Raw genomic sequence first — 14,785 nt, forward strand, 5'->3', positions numbered from 1 at the left:
CAGAGTTCATCAGGAACCAGACGCTTCGACAGATCAGCACCCACGACAGACATCATGCCGTACGAACCCTCAAGCCACGTGAGACACCCTCTTAGTCAGGTCTGTGAATCATTCACCGCCTTCATCTTCGACGAGTTTTCCAAGATTGGGTGACTGTGAGGCGGGTGGTCGTGGCGGCCTCTCTGGGGCGAGGAGTGCGTGCGAATGATAGGACGAAGGACGTTGTTGTTTGGCTCTTCGGTGGTTGGGCTTGCCGCTGGGGGTGCTGCCCTTTGTGGCGTGCGGAGCAGCGCTGGTGGTGCTGGTGCTGTTTTCGGCGAGGCCGCACTGCCGAGGCAACTGCGCAGGGCGCTGCCTGAAGCGCGGGTTGTTCTGGTCGCGTTGGATCGGCGTGTGGGGGCTGAGGGCGATTCGGGGGCGCTGCGGGACGTGGTGTCCCGGGCTCGGGCCGTTGGGGGGAGCGGCGTTGCTGTGGGGGTGGGGCTGGGGAGCGGGGTTTTTGGTGCGGACGTCCAACGGCCGCTTCGCCTGGTTGAGATGCCGTCATTTGCTGGGGACTTGCTGGATCCGGATCGGTCGCATGGTGATGTGCTGGTGCAGCTGGCTGGCGAGCGCGCTGGTGATGTGCGGGGCGCCGCGCAGCGATTGACGGAGAGGTTGTCCGGGTGGCGGGTGCGGTGGCGTATTGAGGGATTTCGGGAGGGGAATTGGGTGGAGGGTGGTCGTGGGCTGGCCCGGAACCCGTTCCATTTCACCGAGGGCTTCGGGAATCCGGATGATGAGCGGGAAACCGCCGAGCGGGCGTTGGTGCGGTCCGGCCAGGGTGAGCCGGAGTGGGCCGTCGGCGGGAGTTATCAGGTCGTCCGCATCATCCAGTTGGCGACCGAGCTGTGGGACAAGGACTCCGTGGACGAGCAGGAACGGATCATCGGGCGGCGCCGGGACGGGCGGTGGCTCGACGGGGCGCCCGTAGGGGAGAGGCCGGACTTTGCCTCGGACCCCAAGGGGCGGGTGACTCCTCTCGACGCGCACGTCCGGCTGGCAGCCCCTAATCGGAGGAATCCGCCGCCGCTGGTGCGCCGTGGCTACAGTTACGACCGTGGTGACGGGGACACCGGTCTGGTCTTCTCTTGCTTCCAGCGTGACCTCGCGACGGGGTTCGAAGCCGTGCAGAAGCGTTTGGAGGGGGAGGCCATGGCCAAGTACATGCTGACGACCGGGGGCGGCTACTACTTCGTGCCTCCTGCCGGAGACGCCTGGTTGGACGTCGTCGCTACCGACTGAGTCGTGCTTTGACGGCGCCATGTGTGCCGATGGCCAAGATCCGGCTTCCTTGTCAGAGAACTTGGTGAGGCGCGCCTCGCTCAGTTGGTAGTTCCCAGCCAGATACTTGCTCAGAGTCACTCGTGCTGGAAGGGGCCGTTCAGGTCGTTCCGGCGCGCTGGTGTCATCCGGCTTCGGCAGGCTGCCCGGCTCTTTCGACTGCGGGCGGCTCCAACGCTGATGCCCAGATGGGCGGCGACCACCGGATTGCCCCAGAGTTTCTGGTCGCCGTCGGCCTTCGTGTCCTCCTCGGTTCATCGGTGGTAAGCGTACGCAACGCGCGGCTGGGCGTACGGGCAAGGCCGCCCCGTGCCGGATCGGCGTGGGGCGGCCTTCTGCGGGTCGGTCAGAGCTGCGCGAGGCGGTTCGAGAGGTCGAGGGCGGCGGTCGCGACCGCGAGGGAGTCTGCGCGGGGGTGGGCATGGGAGCGTCCTCTTAAGGAGTCAGCGGGAGCGGGAGGGCTCGTCGGCTGTCGTGGTGACGGGCAGAGCGGCCGAGGCATCGATGGGGCCGAGCTTCGCCGGGGTATTGGTGCGGCTGAGGGCGGCGGACACGCGTGGCGTCGCCGTACGCGCATCGCGAAGGGCGGCCTCACCCTGTGGCGTGAGCGAGAGGAGCTCTCCGGACCGGTACAGGTTCTCGCTGGTGTCCTGCTGCAGCAGCCCGTCGGCGACCAGCCGCTGGACGGTCGCGGCCAGCGGCTGGGGACGCCGGCCCGTCCCATCCGAGAGGTGGGGATCGTTGCCGATCGCGGTCAGGCGGAACCGGAGACCGCCGGCCGCGACGGCTTCGAGAGCCATGAGCCGGCGGTCCCCTGCGATGGCCCAGTCGTCGTTCCGGCCGGAACGCTGCTCCTGGTGGAGCTGGTGGGTCTTCGTCGTCGAACGCTGGGCGGTATCGGACTCGGGCAGAAGGCGCCGGTACGTGGAGACGGCCTCGACGAGCTGGTCGTAGGCTCGATCATGTCGGGTGTGAAGGTCCCCGATCTGTGAGACGGCGGTCCGCAGCAGCGCGTACGAGACGCGTGCACCGCCGAGTTCGCCGCGCCCGACGGGTTCGGGTAGCTGGAGAGCGCTCTGGGCCGCGTGCGTCACTCGGTTGTGCCGCTCGTCAAGCTCGTATGCGGTCCCGATCACCCACGTCGTGGCGCGGTACAGCGGCTCATCAGGGCGATACGCGATGTTGAGCGTGCTGACATCCGAGACGCCGAGCTCCTCGGCAACGAGGTGTGTACCGGGGTGCGTGTTTGCGTCGTAGGGGTTCACTTGGCCGCCTCCATCCGGGCGAGCAGGGAACGGACCAGTGTGGGAAGGCCGTTGGGCCCGTCGCCGAGCCAGACGTGGTCGGTTGCCTCGTCGAGGACGTATGCGGCGTCTTCGAGGAGGCCGCTGGAGATTTCCATGCAGGCGTCGGTGATCCGGGAGGCCGCGAGCAGGGACTCGGAGAGCACCTTGACGTAGCCGTCCGGCGCGAGACTGGCGGCCTCGGCTGCGGTACGGATTGCCGCGAACTCCAGCGCGCTGAACGCGAAGTCGAACTCGCCGTCCTGCTCGGCGCCGTCGGACGCAGCGGCGACCGGGTTGCGGGGCTCGGTGGGGATGCCCACACGCGTGCAGATCTGGTCGACCGAGGTGGTCAGCTCGGCGAAGGACTCGGTGAGCCACCCCAGCGCGGAGGCGTAGGAGGCCAGGGCGAACAGGCCCGCCGACGTGGCGGGGCGCGGCTCGGCGGCCACGAATCCTTCGAACCGGTTGTTCAGCTCGCCGACCACGTGGGGCCCGGCCGCCAGCGGGCCCAGCACGGGGTGCAGGTAGGAGCGGTCGGCGGCCGTCGGGTACTCGGCGGTGAGGATGCCGGAGACGCTCCGCGCGGCCTCGGTGAGAAGATCCGCCAACTCGGCACGGGCCAGGGGAGCACGGTCGGTGGTCATCGCTGGGGAACCTTTCGGGGATCGGCGGCCGGGGCCGGGGCTGCTGCTGGAGGAGTTACCGGCCCTGCCGTGGGCTGGTCGACGGTGAGCGGCGACCGGGACCGGGCGGCCTGCACGCGTGCCTCGGTGGCCGGGTCGGTTTTGATGTCCTGCTGGGGGCCGGTGCGCAGGTGGGCCGCGCGGTAGACGGCGTAGTCCTTCCGGCTTCCGGCCGCGACGAGGTAGATCTCACGCTTGTGGGTTGAGGTCGGCGGGGCCGGGCGGAACTGGATGACCATCCGGTAGGAGACGGATGGATCGACGTACACCTTGTGGAAGCCCGCGAGGCGTCCCTTCAACGGCAGGCAGTCATCGCTGCCGTGAACCAGGTTCTGCAGTTCCAGCAGAGCCAAGTCGCGCATTTCGTCCGGAAGTTCCCGGAGGTCCGCGATGGCATCGGGATGTGCGGCGAAGGCGAAACGGGCGCGGCTCACAGCAGCGGCCCCTGGCCGGGGCGCTGTGCTCGCTGCGCGACGGCGTAGCGCCCCACTACCGGGTTTTCCCGGCCGGGCCAAATCGCGGTTTCTCCGGATCCTCTTCCTGCCGCAGGCCGTGGTCCAGTTGCCGGCCGGCGTCCTGGTCGACCGGTGGGACCGGCGCGCGGTCATGCGCTGGTGCGCCGTCGGCCGGATCCTCGCGCTCGGCGCGGTGGGCGGCACGCTGGCCCTCGGCGTGCTCGGCATGGGGCTGCTGCTGGTGCTGATCGCCGTCGAGGTCTCCCTGGCGATCGTCTCCTCGCTCGCCGAACGGGCCGCCGTCCGCACCGTCGTCCCCGGGGAGCAGCTTCCGGCCGCACTGTCCCAGAACGAGGCGCGCGGACGGATCGCCGGACTGCTGGGCGGGCCCGCCGGCACCGTGCTGTTCACCTGGACCCGCTGGAGCCCCTTCCTCGCCGCCACACTCGGGGCGCTGGTCGCGGCCGTCAACCTGCGGTTCATCCGGGCCGACCTGAGGACGGAGCACCAGGGGCCGCGGCGGGCCCCGCACCGCGACCTCACCGACGCCCTGCGCTGGCTGCTGGGCCAGCCGGCGCTGCGCGCCACGCTGCCCGTGGTCGCCGTGTCCACGGCCCTGCTGCAAGTGGTGATGCAGGGCCTGGTCGTGATCCTGGTCAAGGAACAGGGCCTGCCGGAGGCCACCTTGGGACTGGTCTTCGGGATCAGCGGCTGCGGCGGTCTGCTCGGCGCACTCAGCGCGCGCCGGTTCATGGCACGGCTGCCGCTGTCCGTCCTGCTGATCGGCGGCCTGGCCCTGTGGGCCGCGCTGATGACCGCCATGGCCTGGACGCGGGGGCCGGTGCAGCTCGGGGTGCTGTTTGCGCTGATGAACATCATCGGCGCGGTGTTCGGTGTGGCCACGGCTGTCTACCAGGTCACCCTCACGCCGGCGGAATTGCAGGGCCGGGTCGCGGCGCTGTCCGGCCTCGTCGTCGCTCTGGGTACCACCGCGGGTGCGCTCTGCGCGGGAAAGCTCCTGGAGTCCTACCGCGGGCTGCTCTCCCTGCTGGTGGCGGCCGGTCTGATGGCCGTCACCGCCACGGTGGCCTCGCTGATCCCGGCCGTCCGCAAGGCCCGCATCCCTGACACGGCCCGCCCCGCGGCGCCTCCGGCGTCCCCGCCCGACACCTGAGCGGGGCGCTCACCCGATATCCGCCGTCCACCGCCCCGTGAGCCCGTCGGCCCACCCGATCCCGTGCACCACCCGGAAACCCGGATCACCCGAAGGACCCTCCATGGACCTGAGCCTGTTCTATTTCGCGCACGACTCGACCGCGCCGGGCGAGGCCGGCCGCTACGAGCTGTTGATCGAGGGGGCGAAGCTCGCCGACCGGTCGGGCCTGGCCGCCGTCTGGACCCCCGAGCGACATTTCGACCCCTTCGGCGGGGCCTACCCCAACCCGGCCGTGCTCGGCGCCGCCGTGGCGATGTGCACCCAGCGGGTGGGCATCCGGGCCGGGAGCGTCGTCGCACCGCTGCACCACCCGGCGCGGATCGCCGAGGAGTGGGCGGTGGTCGACAACCTCTCCGGCGGCCGCGCGGGCGTCGCCTTCGCCTCCGGCTGGAACACCGTCGACTTCGCGCTGCGCCCGGAGAACCACGCCGACCGCCGTGCACTGGTCCGCGACACCGCGCAGGAGGTGCGCCGGCTGTGGCGCGGTGAAGCCCTCTCCACCACCGACGGGCTGGGCCGACCGGTCGACATCCGGGCCTATCCGCCCGCAGTCCAGAGCGAGTTGCCGGTCTGGCTGACCTCGGCCGGCGGCGTCGACACCTTCCGGGCCGCCGCTCGCATGAAGGCGGGCATCCTGACCCATCTGCTCGGTCAGTCCCTGGAGGAGGTCGCCGGAAAGATCGCCGAGTACCGGCGGGTCGCCGCCGAGGAGCACGACGGTTGGTCCGGTCATGTCGTGCTGATGCTGCACACCCTGCTCGGCGACGACCTGGACCAGGTCCGCGAGCAGGTGCGCGAGCCCTTCACCAACTACCTGAAGAGTTCGGCCAACCTCACCGCCAAGTCGTTCACCGGCAAGGAAACGGACCTGTCCGACCTCAACGCCGACGACATGGACTACCTCGCCGCCCGCGCCTTCGACCGGTACTTCGACACCGGAGGCCTCTTCGGCAGCGTCGAGCGGGCCGCCGAACTGCTGCCGCACGTACAGGCCCTGGGCGTCGACGAGATCGGCTGCCTGGTCGACTTCGGCGTGGAGCCGAGGGCCGTACTGGAAGGCATCGAGAAGCTCGGCAAGCTGAACGAGATCATCTCCCGATAGGAGCAGGAGACATCATGAGCATCACCCAGAGCGAGAACCTCACGTGGGCCCCGCACGAGGTCACCGTGGCGCAGGCCGACGGCCAGGACCTGGCCACGCACCTGACCGGCCTCGGCGCCGAAGGCCTCATCGACCTGCTGACGGAGCACAAGGCGCTCGTCTTCCGCGGCTTCGGGGTCACGCCGGAATCCGTCGAACCGGTCCTCGACCGCCTCCTGCCGACCCGTCTGCCGTACGTGCACGGCAACTCGCCACGCACCCGAGTCAAGGGCAACCTCTACACCTCGACCGAGTACCCACAGCGCCTCACCATCTCGATGCACAACGAGCTGAACTACGCCCGCCGTTGGCCTACCCGGCTCGCCTTCTACTGCGAGAAGGCCGCCGAGTCGGGCGGCGCGACCCCCGTCGTGGACGGCGAGCTGTGGCTCCGGTCGCTGCGCCCCGAGGTCCGGGAGGCGTTCGCGGGCGGTATCCGCTACGTCCAGAACCTGCACGACGGCTTCGGCCTCGGCAAGAGCTGGCAGGACACCTTCGAGACCGACGACCGCGCCGAGGTGGAGCGCTACCTGGCGGCCGCGGAGGCGGAGTGGGAGTGGGGCCCGGACGGCATCCGCGTCGTCCAGCACCGCAAGGCCACCACCACGCACCCGGTGACCGGCGTGGAGGTCTGGTTCAACCAGGCCGACCAGTGGCACCCGGCGGGCCTCGGCGACGAGACCTCCAAGGAGCTGTACGACATCCTGGCGCCCGAGGAGTTCCCGCAGTACGTCACCTTCGCGGACGGCGGCCTCATCCCCGACGAGTACGTCACGCACATCCGTGACGTCGGCCTGGAACGGGCCGTGGACGTGGACTGGCGCGAGGGCGACGTACTCGTCATCGACAACGTCCTCACGGGCCACGGCCGCCGTCCGTTCGAGGGGACGCGCCGCATCCTCGTCGCCATGTGCGACTGAGCGGACCCCGAGGCGGCGGCACCCGGCCGGGGATTCCCGGCCGGGCGTTTCGCGTGGCCGGCCGGTGAACGGTCCGCCTTCCCGGCTCGCGGGCGCGCCCGGCCGTCCGCCGCGCGGGGTGCCCGGCGGCTCCCGCCGCAGCCGGTCCGCGTCGCTGTGTCAGGCCCGCAGGTACGCCAGCACCGCGAGCACCCGGCGGTGCCCCTCGGTGGCCACCGGGAGGTCCAGCTTGGTGAAGATGTTTCCGATGTGCTTGTTCACGGCCGCCTCGCTGACGAACAGCTTCTTGGCCAGGCTCGCGTTGGACCGGCCCTCGGCGATCAGCGAGAGCACCTCGCGCTCCCGGGCACTGAGCCGCTCCAGCGGGTCCTGCCGCAGCTGGACGAGCTGGTGGATGACCTCGGGGTCCACCGCCGTCCCGCCGGCGGCGACCCTCTCGATCGCCGCCGTGAAGTCCGCCACCGCGCTCACCCGCTCCTTGAGCAGGTAGCCCACCCCGGCACCACCACCGGAGTCCAGCAGTCGCAGGGCGTAGGAGCGCTCCACGTACTGGCTGAGCACGAGCACGGGCAGGCCGGGGAACTCCGCGCGCAGCTCGACCGAGGCCCGCAGGCCGTCGTCGGTGAGCGACGGTGGCATCCGTACGTCCGTGACGATCAGGTCCGGGCGGTCGGCGCGGACCGCGCTGAGCAGGGCGTCGGCATCGCCCACCGCCGACACCACGTCGAATCCGACCCGTTCGAGCAGCCCGACCAGGCCCTCGCGCAGCAGGACGGCATCCTCGGCCACGATCAGGCGAAGCGACACGGAACCTCCACGTGCAACAGGGTGGGACCACCGGACGGACTCGACACCCGCATCCGGCCGTCGAGGGCGGTGACCCGGTCCGCGAGCCCGGTCACGCCGCTGCCCGCGGGGTCCAGACCGCCCCGGCCGTCGTCCTTGATGTCGAGGACCAGCAGATCGGAATGGTAGCGACCGCGGACCGCGGCGGTCTTGGCGCCGCTGTGTTTGGCGATGTTCGTCATGGCCTCGTTGATCAGGTAGTACATGGTCGTCTCCAGCTTTCTGGGCAACCGCTCCGGCAGGTTCAGGTCCACGGTCACCGGGATGGGGAAGCGGCCCGCGTAGTCCTCGATCGCCGCCACGAGCCCGTGGTCGGCGAGGACCGGAGGATTCAGCCCGCGGATCAGTGCCCGCAACTCCTGATGTGCCGTGGATAGTTGGCGCTCGGCCTGGGTGAGCAGCTCGTCCTGCGGCGATCCCGTCTCGATGTCCAAGCGCATCAGACCCAGCGTCATGCCCAGGGATACCAGGTGCTGTTGGGCCCCGTCGTGCAGATCCCTCTCGATACGGATCCGTTCGGCGTCGAAGGAGTCGAGCAGCCGCGACTGGGAGGCGCGCACCTCTTGCAGCTCCTCGCCGAGCTCCCGGTCCCGCGGGGCGAGGAAGGTACGGGCCATGGCGGCGCGCGCTCCCGCCCATGAGGTCACCGTGTACGGCGAGGAGAGCAGCACCAGCACGCCGAACACCGTCCACGGCCAGGTGTCGCCGTCGGTCGAGGCGATCATCGTCGCCGGGAGCCCGAAGGAGAAGCCGAGCACCATCATGTCGAGCCACCACAGGGCGACGGCCGACAGCAGCGTGAACATCATCTCCCGCCACGTCGCCGGCTCCGCGAGCCGGGTGGCGACCCAGCCGCGCGGCCCCGGGGCGTCCGGGGCCCGGTGCGGGTCGCTGACGTGGTCGAGGTCGACGAGGCGCAGCCGGCGGCGCTCCACCGTGGCGACCAGGGTGGAGGCGAGGACCAGGCCGACCAGGGGTGCGACACCGATCAGGACGACCAGGAGGATGAGACCCGCGGCCAGGCCGAGGGTGAAGACGACGACCGCCGCGGCCCCGACCAGCACGCCTCCGCTCAGGTACGCGAGGGACCGCCAGGGCCAGCTGGAGGTCAGAAAGCTCAGCGGTCGCTGTGCCATGGCCTGCCAGGCCGTTGTGGGTTGCATGCGGCCAACGTACCCATCCGGTCTCTTCCGGGTCTCCGGGAAGCCCGGGAAGGTAGAGCTACCTCTACCTCAGGAGTAGAGAGCGGGTCAGTGCCCCGGCCACCCCCGGTGCAGTGGAATCAGTGCATGACGACGACGAGCCACATCACCCCCACGCAGGACGCGGTCGAGCTCCACTCGGTCCGCAAGGTCCACGGCACCGGCGGACGACAGGTCACCGCCCTGGACGGCGTCTCGCTCTCCTTCCGCCGCGGCACCTTCACCGCGATCATGGGCCCCTCCGGTTCGGGCAAGTCCACTCTCCTCCAGTGTGCGGCCGGCCTCGAAGAGCCCTCGGACGGACAGATCGTCCTGGCCGGCGTGGACATCGGGCGGCAGAACGAGATGCAGCGCACCGAACTGCGCCGCAAGCACGTGGGTTTCGTGTTCCAGGCGTTCAACCTGGTGGAGTCCCTGACGGCGGCGCAGAACGTGGAGCTGCCCTCTCGGTTCGCCAGCCGCAAGGTCAGCCGGGAGCAGGTCTCCGCGGCGCTCGCCTCGGTGGGCCTGGCCGACCGCGCGGGGCACCGGCCCAGCGAGCTGTCCGGTGGGCAGCAGCAGCGCGTCGCCCTCGCCCGCGCCCTCGTCACCCGGCCCGATGTCCTCTTCGCGGACGAGCCGACCGGCGCCCTGGACACGGTCACCTCCCGCGAGGTGCTGCGGATGATGCGGATGCTGGTCGACCAGGAGGGCCAGACCACCCTGATGGTCACCCACGACCCGGTGGCCGCGGCCCACGCCGACCTCGTCGTCTTCCTCAAGGACGGCCGGATCGCCGACCGCATCCACCTCGACCGCCGGGACGGCACCGACAACGCCGCCGCGATCGCCACCCACATGGCCCGGCTGGAGGCCTGACCGACATGCTGATCCTCGCAAACGTCCGTGAACGCTGGTCCGGTTTCCTCGGTGCCTTCGTCGCCGTCCTCGTCGGCGTGGCCCTGATCACCACCACCCTGGTCATCTACGACTCCGCCCGCGCCAAGGTCCAGCCCCGCTACGGGGGCACCGCGGCCCTCGCCCTGCCGAAGCAGGCCGTCGACGCCGACGGCAGCCCTGAGGACCGGATGCCGTGGAGCCCGAGCGAGGCCGAGCCGATCGTCTCCGGCCTGGCGAAGATCCCCGGCGTCGCCGACGCCGTGATCGACCGCTCCTTCTACGCCCAGGCCATCAAGGACGGCAAGCCCGTCACCGACGAGGGGGCCGACGAGTCCGGGCACGGCTTCGGCAGCGCGCAGATGGCACCGTACCGGCTCGTCTCCGGCCGCGCTCCCGCAGCCGAGGACGAAGTGGTCGTCGACCGTGCCCTCGGCGCAGCCGTGGGCAGCGAGCTGACCGTCAACATCACCAAGGGCCAGGAGCAGTTCCGGGTCGTCGGCACGGTGGACGGACCCGGCTACTACTTCAGCGAGGAGTTCGCGGCCCGGCAGCAGCCCGGCGTCTCCGCCGTCGCCCTGATCCCCGCCAAGGACGCAGACACCGGCGGGATCGTCTCCGCCGCGAAGAAGGTCATCGGGGACGAGGGCAGTGTGGTCTCCGGCGACGGCCGGTCCGAACTGCAGCCCGAGTACATCGAGCACAAGCGCTTCCTCGGCGTCCAGCTGATCAGCGCCATGGCCCTGCTGGGTCTGTTCACCACGGTGTTCGTGGTCGCCTCCATGCTGGTCCTGTCCACCGGGATGCGCCGCCGCGAGATCGGCCTGCTGCGCACCATCGGGGCCTCGCCCAGGCAGATCCGCCGCATGATCCTCGGCGAGGCCGCCGTCGTCGGGCTCGCCGGTTCGATCGCCGGCTGCCTGGCGGGCGTGGCCGCCACGCCGTCGCTGCTGTCGATCCTCAAGGGACTGGATGTGACGCCGCCCGGCATGGAGATCGGCGTCTCCGCCTGGCCGCTGCTCACCGGCGCCCTGGTGGGCATCGGGGTGAGTGTGATCGGCGCCTGGAGCGCGGGACGCAAGGCCGCCAAGGTCGCCCCCATGGAGGCGCTCCTCGACAGCCGTTCGGCCAACAAGGGCATGGGGAAGGGGCGCTGGATCGCCGGGCTCTCCGTCCTCGGCCTGGGGGCCGTGCTCGCGATCGGCACGGCCACCTCCACCGCCGACAACCGCATCAACATGGCGATCTTCGCCACGATGACGCTGATCGTCGCGGCGGCTCTGCTCACCCCGGTGTTCGTCGGACCGGTCGGCCGGTTCCTGACCGCGCCGTTCCAGCGCAACGGCAAGGCCGCCCCGGTCCTCATCCGGGCCGAGCTGGTCGCCAACCCGCACCGCGCCGCCTCGCTGGTGGCCCCGGTGATCGCGGCCGTCGGCTTCGCGGTACTGCTCAGCGGCATGGTGTCCACCATGCGGGTCGCCTATCCGGCAGGTGAGGCGCTGAAGGTCGCCGGCCAGACGATCGTCACCCCGGACGGCACCCCCGGCAACACCGACGAGGTCGTCGCGGACAATCCGGTGGGCAAGGCCGCCCTCCCGACCCGGGCCTTCGTCGAGACCAGGAAGGGCGAGAAGGCCGAGAACGCCGGAGCGGCCACCGTCCTGGACGTCCTGGGCAGCCGGGATGCGAAGTGGGACAAGCCGGGCCAGGCGGTCCTCGGCGAGAAGATGGCCGGTGCCCTGGGCCTGAAGCAGGGCCAGGAGGTTCCGGTCCGGTTCGCGGACGGGGCCGTCGTCACCCTGCGCGTCTCCCAAGTGCTGCCCGACGACCCGGCCCGCGGTGACTTCGTGGTCGCCCGTGACCTGGTCCGTGCCCACGACCCGGCCGCCCTCACCGACGACATCTTCGTCCCCGGCGATGCCAAGGCATCCGCCGCGGCCCCCGGAGTCGCGCTGCACGACGCCGCCGAGTACGCGCTGGCCGACTACAACACCGACGCCAAGCTCACCGAGTCCCTCGCCATGATGCTGATCGTGATCGCCGTCGGCTACAGCGTGATCGCCGTCGCCAACTCCATGGCCATGGCCGCCCACGGCCGGCGGCGCGACTTCGGGGTGATGAAGTCCGCGGGCGGCACCGTACGCCAGCTGCTGTTCACCTCGGCGGGCGAGACCTCGCTGGTCATCGTGATCGGCGCCGCTCTCGGTGTGCTGGTGACGCTGCCCCCGCTGGCCGGCATGGCGGCCGGCCTCTCCGAGGCCACCTCGTCGGACGTCGGCCTGCACCTGAACTCGGGCGTCGTCGTCCTCGCGATCACCGGCACCCTGGTCGCGGCACTCGTCGCCGGAGTCGCGGTCACGTCGAGGACGCTGAAGGGCCGGACCGCCTGAGCCGGACGACCGACCGGAAGCCGGGGAGGGCTCAGCCGGACACGACGAACGAGCACCACGCGAGGATCGGAACAGCACGACGGGAGGCAAGGACAGTGACCATTGAGGACCTGCACACGCGATCACGGTGGCTGAGGACATTCCGCGGGGTGAAGCGCCCCAGGTACCGCCTTGTGTGTGCCCCGCACGCCGGCGGCACCGCCCAGGCGTACCGCACCTGGCCGACGGGCCTGCCCGCCGACATCGAGGTGCACGGCGTGCAGTACCCAGGCCGCCAGGACCGGCTCGGCGAGGCCCCGCCGGCCGCCATGGACGACCTGGTCGGCCCGGTCGCCGACGCCCTCGAACCCTTCCTCGGCGAACCCCTCGCCCTGTTCGGCCACAGCATGGGCGCGATCGTCGCCTACGAGGTCACCCTCGAACTCGAACGCCGGCACGGACAGGTCGTCGACCTGCTCGCCGTCTCCGGATCGCGCGCACCGCACAAGCGCGAGAACCACGACCGGCACATCCTGGACGACGCCGGTCTCATCGAGGAACTGAGCCGCCTCAACGACGACTTCGTCGAGCTGCTCGAATCGCCGGAGCTGCTGGAACTGGTACTGCCAGCCATCCGCGCCGACTTCGGCGTGGTGGCCGGATACCTGCGCACCCCTCCGCTGCCGGTCCGCGCGCCCGTGCTGGTGCTCGGCGGCAGCGACGACCCGGATGTCCCGCCCGGGCAATTGGCCCATTGGCGGGCCTGCGCGGGCAACGCCTTCGGCACCCGTGTCCTGCCCGGCGGCCATTTCTACCTCGCTGACCAGCAGCCGGTGCTCGACCAGCTCACCGCCTGGCTCTCGGGCCGCCGTTCCTGACCCGCACGCCCGGTGTCGAGTACGCCGCGGCGATCCCACGAACACAGGAGTACGCGCAGCATGGCTGACCTGTCCGGTGCCCCGAACGTTGTCGATGTCCTCACCGAGCACGCCCGCACGCGCGGCGACTTCCGCGCCGTCGTGGTGAACGGCTACTGGCGCAACCCCGGGGCCACCGCGTCCACGTTCGGCAACCGGGTGGCCAACGACCCCGCCGACGTGGGGGGGATGACGATGAAGCCCCCGCCCTCCGGCACGTACGAGAGTTCGCGCAGCATAGGGACGGCGGGGTCGGTGACGAACTCCGCCAGTCCGGTCAGGGCCTCGTCGACGCTCATGCCGTGCGGAGTCACCAGCTCACCGGCGTCGGCGATCTCCCGGTAGAAGCGGAGCATCTCGTCGGCGAAGGAGGCGCGCAGCTCGTCCTGGACCGCGGGAGCCGCGATGGCCTCGGTGAGGCTGGTGCAGGCCGCCTCGTCGGGCAGGGTTCCCAGGTCGACACGGTGGCTGACGGTCATGGTCCGCCGGCGGGAGGTGCCGCGCAGCAGCATGCGGACCGTGCGGTCCAGCACCGTGGTGAAGCGCTCCCCGGCATCGGCGAGCCGCAGCCACAGGTCCCAGTCCTCCATCCCGGTGTGGTCGGTGGTCCAGCCCCCGACGCTCTCCGGGAGCCCGCGCACGTGACCGACACGGGACGGCTCGTACAGCGGCCACAGGAGCTGTAGCTTCGGGTGCCACAGGCCGTTGAGGGGGTGCGAGCGATACTCCTCCGCACCCTGCTCGTTCATGCCGATGCTCGCCGTCGCCACGAGGCGCGCCCCGGCGTCGAACTCGCGCTGCAACACGGCCAGGTGGTCGGGCAGCCACTCGTCGTCGTAGTCGAGGTAGGCGATGGCCGGGGCCGTGGACGCGGCCAGGCCGATGTTGCGGGGCCCCCGGGGTGGCCGTGCCGCTCCGTACGGATCAGCTGGACCCGCTCGTCCTCTTAGGACAGCACCACGTCGTCGGTGTCGTCGGTGCAGCCGTCGGACACCACGATCAGGCGCCAGTCCTCGAAGGTCTGGGCGAGCACGCTGTCGATCGTCGTGCGGATGGCCTCGGACCGGTTCCAGGCCGGACAGATCACATCTATCGCTGCCGTGCTCAAGGGCTTCCTCGCAGACTCCTCAAGACGGCCGTCGTGCCGTCCCCCGTACCTTCGGAGCCCTCCCTACGCGGCGCCTATACGCACTGCGTCGGCCGACCCACCGGCCACGACGCCGTCAGGCGAAGACGACGGTGCGCGGCCCGTTGGGCAGGAAACGGCGCGCGCTGTGCCACTCCCACCGCGCGTCGAAGCCATGCTCCGCACCCTCCCGCACAGCTCCCCCACCAGCTCCTCGCAGCTACTGCCGGTCGGCAGGCGGCTCTGAACGCGTTGCCACGCTTCACGGAGAAGCCCACCGGAGCGGGCAGTTGTTGATCCTCGACAAGCGAGTGAGTCCTGAGCAATGACTTAGAGGGTGTCTCACGTGGCTTGAGGGTTCGTACGGCATGATGTCTGTCGTGGGTGCTGATCTGTCGAAGCGTCTGGTTCCTGATGAACTCTGG

The 14,785-nt window shown here is 70.6% G+C and carries 14 protein-coding genes; 7 read left to right on the plus strand and 7 right to left on the minus strand.

Going from position 1 to position 14,785, the window contains the following annotated elements; translation table 11 throughout:
- Positions 1 to 432 precede the first annotated feature (432 nt).
- Positions 433 to 1,284 (plus strand): Dyp-type peroxidase, encoded by an 852-nt coding sequence (locus AB0389_RS37155; protein ID WP_366400017.1) that lies wholly within the window; start codon positions 433 to 435, stop codon positions 1,282 to 1,284.
- A gap of 482 nt (positions 1,285 to 1,766) precedes the next feature.
- On the opposite strand, the gene AB0389_RS37160 is transcribed toward AB0389_RS37155, so the two are convergent.
- The 3 genes from AB0389_RS37160 to AB0389_RS37170 are packed head-to-tail and all read right to left on the minus strand — an operon-like array spanning position 1,767 to position 3,726.
- Positions 1,767 to 2,588, minus strand: coding sequence for a large ATP-binding protein (locus tag AB0389_RS37160; protein WP_366400005.1), 822 nt, complete (start codon positions 2,586 to 2,588; stop codon positions 1,767 to 1,769).
- Positions 2,585 to 3,253 carry a hypothetical protein gene (locus AB0389_RS37165; RefSeq protein ID WP_366400006.1) on the minus strand — a complete coding sequence of 223 codons (669 nt, stop codon included), beginning with the start codon at positions 3,251 to 3,253 and terminating at the stop codon, positions 2,585 to 2,587. The genes AB0389_RS37160 and AB0389_RS37165 overlap by 4 nt, the downstream gene beginning before the upstream one ends.
- Positions 3,250 to 3,726, minus strand: coding sequence for a hypothetical protein (locus tag AB0389_RS37170; RefSeq protein WP_366400007.1), 477 nt, complete (start codon positions 3,724 to 3,726; stop codon positions 3,250 to 3,252). Before AB0389_RS37170 ends, AB0389_RS37165 begins: the two co-directional genes overlap by 4 nt.
- Between AB0389_RS37170 and AB0389_RS37175 the strand changes: the two genes are divergently transcribed.
- The 3 genes from AB0389_RS37175 to AB0389_RS37185 all read left to right on the plus strand — a co-directional run bounded on the left by AB0389_RS37175 (position 3,683) and on the right by AB0389_RS37185 (position 7,024).
- Positions 3,683 to 4,921: an MFS transporter gene (locus tag AB0389_RS37175; protein ID WP_366400008.1), complete on the plus strand. Its 1,239-nt coding sequence runs from the start codon at positions 3,683 to 3,685 to the stop codon at positions 4,919 to 4,921. The two genes, AB0389_RS37170 and AB0389_RS37175, sit on opposite strands and share 44 nt — an antisense overlap.
- Positions 4,922 to 5,024: 103 nt before the next feature.
- Positions 5,025 to 6,065 (plus strand): MupA/Atu3671 family FMN-dependent luciferase-like monooxygenase, encoded by a 1,041-nt coding sequence (locus AB0389_RS37180; protein WP_366400009.1) that lies wholly within the window; start codon positions 5,025 to 5,027, stop codon positions 6,063 to 6,065.
- 14 nt (positions 6,066 to 6,079) lie between these two features.
- A complete protein-coding gene (locus AB0389_RS37185; protein ID WP_366400010.1) occupies positions 6,080 to 7,024 on the plus strand; it encodes a TauD/TfdA family dioxygenase in 945 nt (314 codons plus the stop codon).
- Positions 7,025 to 7,183: 159 nt separating this feature from the next.
- On the opposite strand, the gene AB0389_RS37190 is transcribed toward AB0389_RS37185, so the two are convergent.
- Together AB0389_RS37190 and AB0389_RS37195 are read right to left on the minus strand one after the other, a co-directional pair.
- Positions 7,184 to 7,831: a response regulator transcription factor gene (locus AB0389_RS37190; RefSeq protein ID WP_366400011.1), complete on the minus strand. Its 648-nt coding sequence runs from the start codon at positions 7,829 to 7,831 to the stop codon at positions 7,184 to 7,186.
- Complete coding sequence (locus AB0389_RS37195) at positions 7,816 to 9,033, minus strand: sensor domain-containing protein (protein WP_366400012.1); 1,218 nt, start codon at positions 9,031 to 9,033, stop codon at positions 7,816 to 7,818. The genes AB0389_RS37190 and AB0389_RS37195 overlap by 16 nt, the downstream gene beginning before the upstream one ends.
- Positions 9,034 to 9,159: 126 nt before the next feature.
- Between AB0389_RS37195 and AB0389_RS37200 the strand changes: the two genes are divergently transcribed.
- From AB0389_RS37200 to AB0389_RS37210, 3 genes are all read left to right on the plus strand, one after another.
- Positions 9,160 to 9,930: an ABC transporter ATP-binding protein gene (locus tag AB0389_RS37200; protein WP_366400013.1), complete on the plus strand. Its 771-nt coding sequence runs from the start codon at positions 9,160 to 9,162 to the stop codon at positions 9,928 to 9,930.
- Between the two features lie 5 nt (positions 9,931 to 9,935).
- Complete coding sequence (locus AB0389_RS37205; protein WP_366400014.1) at positions 9,936 to 12,338, plus strand: ABC transporter permease; 2,403 nt, start codon at positions 9,936 to 9,938, stop codon at positions 12,336 to 12,338.
- Between the two features lie 149 nt (positions 12,339 to 12,487).
- Positions 12,488 to 13,195: an alpha/beta fold hydrolase gene (locus AB0389_RS37210; protein WP_366400015.1), complete on the plus strand. Its 708-nt coding sequence runs from the start codon at positions 12,488 to 12,490 to the stop codon at positions 13,193 to 13,195.
- A gap of 152 nt (positions 13,196 to 13,347) precedes the next feature.
- Here AB0389_RS37210 and AB0389_RS37215 read toward each other — a convergent pair whose 3' ends face one another.
- Positions 13,348 to 14,244 carry a glycosyltransferase gene (locus AB0389_RS37215; RefSeq protein ID WP_366400018.1) on the minus strand — a complete coding sequence of 299 codons (897 nt, stop codon included), beginning with the start codon at positions 14,242 to 14,244 and terminating at the stop codon, positions 13,348 to 13,350.
- Positions 14,181 to 14,342 carry a glycosyltransferase gene (locus AB0389_RS37220; protein ID WP_366400016.1) on the minus strand — a complete coding sequence of 54 codons (162 nt, stop codon included), beginning with the start codon at positions 14,340 to 14,342 and terminating at the stop codon, positions 14,181 to 14,183. Before AB0389_RS37220 ends, AB0389_RS37215 begins: the two co-directional genes overlap by 64 nt.
- Positions 14,343 to 14,785: the final 443 nt, after the last annotated feature.

The organism is Streptomyces sp. NPDC093109 (assembly GCF_040701725.1).
Taxonomy (GTDB): Bacteria; Actinomycetota; Actinomycetes; order Streptomycetales; family Streptomycetaceae; genus Streptomyces.

What these genes read in the sequence shown, in the direction of transcription:
- AB0389_RS37200 (WP_366400013.1), top strand. Translation starts at nt 9,160, where the DNA reads ATGACGACGACGAGCCACATCACCCCCACGCAGGACGCGGTCGAGCTC.
- AB0389_RS37165 (WP_366400006.1), bottom strand. Translation starts at nt 3,253, where the DNA reads ATGACCACCGACCGTGCTCCCCTGGCCCGTGCCGAGTTGGCGGATCTT.
- AB0389_RS37180 (WP_366400009.1), top strand. Translation starts at nt 5,025, where the DNA reads ATGGACCTGAGCCTGTTCTATTTCGCGCACGACTCGACCGCGCCGGGC.
- AB0389_RS37195 (WP_366400012.1), bottom strand. Translation starts at nt 9,033, where the DNA reads ATGCAACCCACAACGGCCTGGCAGGCCATGGCACAGCGACCGCTGAGC.
- AB0389_RS37175 (WP_366400008.1), top strand. Translation starts at nt 3,683, where the DNA reads ATGGCATCGGGATGTGCGGCGAAGGCGAAACGGGCGCGGCTCACAGCA.
- AB0389_RS37185 (WP_366400010.1), top strand. Translation starts at nt 6,080, where the DNA reads ATGAGCATCACCCAGAGCGAGAACCTCACGTGGGCCCCGCACGAGGTC.
- AB0389_RS37205 (WP_366400014.1), top strand. Translation starts at nt 9,936, where the DNA reads ATGCTGATCCTCGCAAACGTCCGTGAACGCTGGTCCGGTTTCCTCGGT.